Genomic DNA, 5,329 nt, shown 5'->3' with positions numbered 1-5,329 from the left:
TTGGGGTGGCCGCGTTCGAACGCCATACGATAGAGCTTTTGGCCGCGCGCGACCTCGACTTCCAGCCGCGACGACAGCGCGTTGACGACGGACACGCCGACGCCGTGCAGGCCGCCGGAGGTCTCGTAGACCTTGGAATCGAACTTGCCGCCGGCATGCAGCGTGCACAGGATCACTTCGAGGGCAGACTTTTTCGGGAACTTTGGATGCGGATCGACCGGAATGCCGCGGCCATTGTCGGTCACGGTCAAGAACCCGTCGGCGCCAAGCTCGACCTCGATGAAGGTCGCGTGCCCGGCCAGCGCCTCGTCCATCGAGTTGTCGATGACCTCGGCGAACAGATGATGCAGCGCCTTTTCGTCAGTCCCGCCGATATACATGCCGGGCCGGCGGCGCACTGGCTCCAGACCCTCGAGCACCTCGATGTCGCGGGCGGTATAATCGCCTTCCGCGCCACCGGCGCGCGGCGACGGTTTGGGCGGCGCGCCGCGGGATTTTGGCCCGGCCTCGGCAAAGAGGTCGTCGGCTTTGGCTTTCACTGCGGATTTCAACGGTTTGGACATGGACCTTCACAGGTAGCGCGCAGTGTTGCGCGAGCGAATCGGTTGGGCTGACTATGCCATGGATGGGCGCAAAAAGTGACCGGAGGGGGTCAGGTAGGATGGCGGCACAACGCCGTCCAGACAGCACGCCGGAAAACGGCCATTTTGCGCGCTTTTTGCGCAGCAACCTCACGGACCAGCGCAGCCTTTGTGACTTGCGGTCACGTAATGAAACCGGCTTAGGTGGTTCCTCGGGCAAAAGACGGGTCCAGGGACGATCAGGGGCGGAAGGGCATCTCTCGGCATGGAAGATTTTGCGCACACCATGGCGAATTTTGTGCGCGATCATCAGAGTTGGGCGGCACCGATCGTTCTGCTGCTGGCGTTTGGCGAGTCGCTCGCTTTCTTCTCTCTCCTGATCCCGGCCTGGGGGGCCCTGGTCGCGATCGGTGCGCTGATCGGCGTCGCCGGGCTCAATTTTTGGCCGATCTGGATCGCCGGCGGGATCGGCGCAGCGCTCGGTGACTGGGTCTCCTACTGGTTCGGGTTCCGCTACAAGGAACAGGTCGCGCGGATGTGGCCCCTGTCGCACTATCCGGACCTGCTGCCGCGCGGGGAGGCGTTTGTCAGGAAATGGGGCGTCCCCTCGATCTTCATCGGCCGCTTTTTCGGACCGCTGCGGGCCTCGGTGCCGCTCGTCGCCGGAATTTTCGAGATGCCCTATTGGCACTTCCAGGTCGCTAATTTCGTCTCCGCGCTGGTCTGGGCGGCGGCGCTGTTGATGTTCGGCGACGTCATCGCGCAGATCATCGAATGGATCTGGCGCGCCGTTTGAGCCCTCGCTTGGTCTTTCGAAAGAGGCCGCGTTCAAAGACCTCAAGCGGTGGCTGGAAGCGCTGGGGATGAGGTAAACACATGACGCAAGGATATTCGGCGTCTATTGACGTCGCGCGCATCAACCCTTATAGCGCCGCTCATGATCAACGCCGCGACCATCCTCATTGCCCGTCGCCGCCGCATCTCGGCGGTCAGGGCGGTCGTCTGCGTTTAGACCATCGCCTTCGCCGCTGGATCACGGTCCCGCGGCGCTTCCCTGAAAAGCTCGCGTGATATGATCCGGCGGCTCCTCGACTGAAGCAGGAGTTTTCCGATGTACACGCCACCCGCATTCAAGCCCGATCGTGCCGCCTGCCTCAGTTTCGCCGAGGCGCGCGGGTTCGGCACCGTCTGCGCCTTTGACGGCCGGAAGCCGGTTGCCTCGCTGCTGCCGTTCTACCTGAGCTATCGCGGCGATGGCACGCCGATCGCGGCCTTTCATCTCGCCCGTCACAATCCGCTGGTAAGTCTAGCCGGCGGCGCCTCCTCATGGCTGCTGGCGGTCGCCGGGGCGGAAACCTATGTGTCGCCGGACTGGTACGTCTCGCCGGACCAGGTCCCGACCTGGCTCTACGAGGCGGTGCATCTGACGGGACCGGTGCGGAGGATGTCGGATGACGAGCTGTCGGCGCAGGTCGACACGCTCAGCGCAAAATTCGAGACCTGGCTTGCACCAAAACGCCCGTGGGCATCGGCCAAGATGACGGCGGCGCGCCTCGAAGCGATGAAGAAGGCGATCGTCGGCCTGTCGATGAGGGTCGAAGAGGTCGAGGGCAGTTTCAAGCTCAACCAGCACAAGTCCGAGGCCGACTATGCGGCGGTGGCCTCGGCGCTGATGCAGCGGAGCGACGCCGCCGCGCAGACCATCGCCCAACGCATGGTCGCGCTGCGGCCGACCTTGGACTACAAAGCATCCATGCCTGTTTCCGCGGAGTGAAGGAACGCGCCATGACCCTCATCGACACCAAGCAGCCGGACGAGTCTGCAACGACGACCGCCGTCGCGCGAAAAACCGTGTTCGTCGACGGCGCCTCGGGGACGACCGGCCTCGGCATTCGCGAGCGGCTCGCCCTGCAGGACGACGTCGTGCTCAAGAGCATCGCCGAAGACAAGCGCAAGGACGCCGGCGCCAAGCGGGCGCTGATGGAGGAGGTGGATCTCGTGATCCTCTGCCTGCCGGATGACGCCGCCAAGGAGACGGTGGCGCTGATCGACGGCATGGGCACTCCGGGGCCAAAGGTGCTGGACGCCTCGACCGCGCACCGCGTCGCGCCCGACTGGACCTATGGCTTTCCCGAACTCGCGCCGGACCAGGCGGGCAAGATCAAGCGCGCGCGAAAAGTCTCCAATCCGGGCTGCTATCCGACCGGCGGCGTGGCGCTGCTGCGGCCGCTGGTCGATGCCGGCATGATCCCGACCGACTATCCCATCACCATCAATGCGGTCAGCGGCTATTCCGGCGGCGGCAAGCAGATGATCGCGACTTTCGAAGATGGCACGGCGCCGTCCTTCGAACTGTACGGCCTTGGTTTCGAGCACAAGCATCTGCCGGAGACACAGCTCTATGCAGGTCTGACGCGCCGGCCGATCTTCATTCCGTCGGTCGGCAATTACCGGCAGGGCATGCTGGTGTCGGTGCCGCTGCATCTCGACACGCTGCCGGGCAAACCGGCGGCCGCCGATCTGCATGCGACATTGGCGAAACGCTACGAGGGCAGCACCTATGTCTCGGTGATGCCGCTCGACAACGACGCGGCCAGAGGCGGGCGGATCGAGCCGGAGGCGCTGAACGAAACCAACAAGCTCGAGCTCTACGTCTTTGCCAGCCAAAAATATCCGCAGGCGGTTCTGGTGGCGCGGCTCGACAACCTCGGCAAAGGTGCCTCGGGCGCCGCGGTGCAGAACATGCGGCTGATGCTGGGCTTTGCCGACTGACGGTGTGCGGTGCCGGGATCGCGTCGAGTCCGCACCAAGGCAGAGATCAATGCCGAAATCAGCGGTGGCGTGGTGAGCAGACGCCACTGCTGGGGACCCTTCCCTCGACCGGAGGAACGAGCGCGCCAGCTTTCTGTTCTCCACAGACGGGTTCGGTGATGCGGCAATACGCTTGCGAGTTGAGCCCCCTGATGGAGCTCAGCAGATGTCGCATGCGGAAATCGTCGTCCTGATCATTGTCGTCATCTTGATCCTTCTGGTGCTCGGCAACATCATCTTCCAGCTCATCGCCGAGCGAAGGCACCCTCCCTCCGGGCGGTTTGTCGAATGTGATGGCGTGCGGCTTCACTACATTGACCGGGGTGAAACCGACGCACCTTGCGTCGTCCTGTTTCATGGCAACGGAACGATGCTGCAGGACCTGCAAATCAGCGGGCTGGTCGACCTTCTTGCGCGCGGTCATCGCGTCCTGTGTTTTGACCGGCCGGGGTTTGGCCACAGCCAGCGGCCGCGCTCCCGCATCTGGACCGCGACCGCTCAGGCGGCCTTGTTCGCAAATGCTCTTCAACAACTCGGGGTCCGCAATCCGGCGGTCCTCGGACATTCATGGGGCACGCTTGTCGCAATCGCGCTTGCCTTGCGCAGCGACTATCCGATCCGCGGGATCGTGCTCGCATCAGGCTATTATTTTCCGAACATGCGCTTGGACTTCTGGCTGATGTCGGGGCCGGCGATCCCGCTGTTCGGCGACCTGATCCGTTACACGGTGGCCCCGATCATCTCCTATCTCATCCTGCCGAGCCTGCTTCGAAAACTGTTCTCACCTCGCCCGGTCCCGGCAGAATTTACCAACAGGTTTCCCGTTTGCCTCACACTGCGACCGAAACAGCTGAGGGCGGCTGCGGAGGAGAGTGCCTTCCTTGTTCCCGTCGCGGCACAATTCGAGGCGCAATATCCCAGCATCGGGTGCCCGGTCCGGCTCTTCCACGGCGCGCAGGACCGACTGATCGAGCCCGCGCAGTCGCGACGTCTCCAGGAGGTGCTCGACCGCTCTCAACTCCGGCTCGTCGAGAACGCCGGGCACATGGTTACCTATGCCGATGCTGAACGCATCGCGCAGGCGATGGCGGCTTTGCGGTAGCCTCCCCTGATGGCCCTTTGACGAGCGCCAGGTGGATAGCAAAGGAGCGGGGGTGGGCCAAGCGAAGCGAGCCCACCATTTCGCACCACGTCGCAGCGCTGGTGGGCACGGCGCAAGAGCGCCTTTGCCCATCCTACAAGTCTTAAACCACCTTGAAGATTCCGAGCACCAGGACGACCTCTGCCAGGAAGCCGACAGTGAAGGCCGCCGTGCGGAAGACCGGCAGGCCGAGCGTGTAGACGATCACATGGGCAACGCGGGCCCAGAAGAAGACGGCGGCGGCCAGCGCCGTCCACGTGGTGGAATAGTCGAGCGCATTGAGGATCAGCACCAGCGGGGCGAAGATCACGAGATTCTCGACCGCGTTGTCGTGCGCGAACATCAGCCGCGTCGCCCATGGCGCATGCGGCTTGTCGCCGCGCGCGGGATTAGCCATCGCGCCCATGAGGCCGCGGACCTGGGTGCGATTGATGCTGTAGGGGATCCACAATACGCCCGTCAGAATGACCGTCAGCGTCAGCCAGAACAATTCACGCGTCATGGATTTTCCCCTCAGTGCAAAACAATATGCCCGGCAGCAGCCCCAGGTTCCCACTTCACCATGATTGTGGCGCCGCGCGGGCGGATTTTCCCCGACTATAGCGCGTTCGAACGACGCGTGACCGACTTGCATCAAGAAAAAAGTCGACCGCGTCAGGCGCGCACCTTGACGTAGCTGCCGGGCGCATCCTCGATCGGCGGCAGCGCGTCGCCGCCGACGCTGCGGGCTTCGACCTCCTCGGAATCGATCTGGCCGAGCCAGCCGCGCCAGTCCGGCCACCACGAGCCCTTGTGC

At 63.8% G+C, this 5,329-nt stretch carries 6 protein-coding genes; 4 read left to right on the top strand and 2 right to left on the bottom strand.

Annotation, left to right across the window (positions count from 1 at the left end; genetic code table 11):
* Nucleotides 1-563, bottom strand: a 563-nt coding sequence (locus JOZ76_RS10885) for an ATP-binding protein (protein ID WP_291698639.1), incomplete at its 3' end; no start/stop codon positions are given.
* A 283-nt stretch (nt 564-846) separates the two neighbouring features.
* On the opposite strand from JOZ76_RS10885, the gene JOZ76_RS10880 reads away from it, so the two are divergent.
* The 4 genes from JOZ76_RS10880 to JOZ76_RS10865 all read left to right on the top strand — a co-directional run bounded on the left by JOZ76_RS10880 (nt 847) and on the right by JOZ76_RS10865 (nt 4,494).
* Nucleotides 847-1,377, top strand: coding sequence for a DedA family protein (locus tag JOZ76_RS10880; RefSeq protein ID WP_291698638.1), 531 nt, complete (start codon nt 847-849; stop codon nt 1,375-1,377).
* 315 nt (nt 1,378-1,692) lie between these two features.
* Complete coding sequence (locus JOZ76_RS10875) at nt 1,693-2,355, top strand: FMN-binding negative transcriptional regulator (protein ID WP_291698637.1); 663 nt, start codon at nt 1,693-1,695, stop codon at nt 2,353-2,355.
* Nucleotides 2,356-2,366: 11 nt separating this feature from the next.
* Nucleotides 2,367-3,353, top strand: coding sequence for an N-acetyl-gamma-glutamyl-phosphate reductase (gene argC, locus JOZ76_RS10870; RefSeq protein ID WP_291698636.1), 987 nt, complete (start codon nt 2,367-2,369; stop codon nt 3,351-3,353).
* Nucleotides 3,354-3,558: 205 nt separating this feature from the next.
* A complete protein-coding gene (locus JOZ76_RS10865) occupies nt 3,559-4,494 on the top strand; it encodes an alpha/beta fold hydrolase (protein WP_291698635.1) in 936 nt (311 codons plus the stop codon).
* A 142-nt stretch (nt 4,495-4,636) separates the two neighbouring features.
* On the opposite strand, the gene JOZ76_RS10860 is transcribed toward JOZ76_RS10865, so the two are convergent.
* Nucleotides 4,637-5,035: an MAPEG family protein gene (locus JOZ76_RS10860; protein WP_291689262.1), complete on the bottom strand. Its 399-nt coding sequence runs from the start codon at nt 5,033-5,035 to the stop codon at nt 4,637-4,639.
* Nucleotides 5,036-5,329: the final 294 nt, after the last annotated feature.

Origin of the sequence: Bradyrhizobium sp. (assembly GCF_019244115.1) — a bacterium.
GTDB lineage: Bacteria > Pseudomonadota > Alphaproteobacteria > Rhizobiales > Xanthobacteraceae > Bradyrhizobium.
This window is presented reverse-complemented; position numbering and strand designations above follow the sequence as displayed.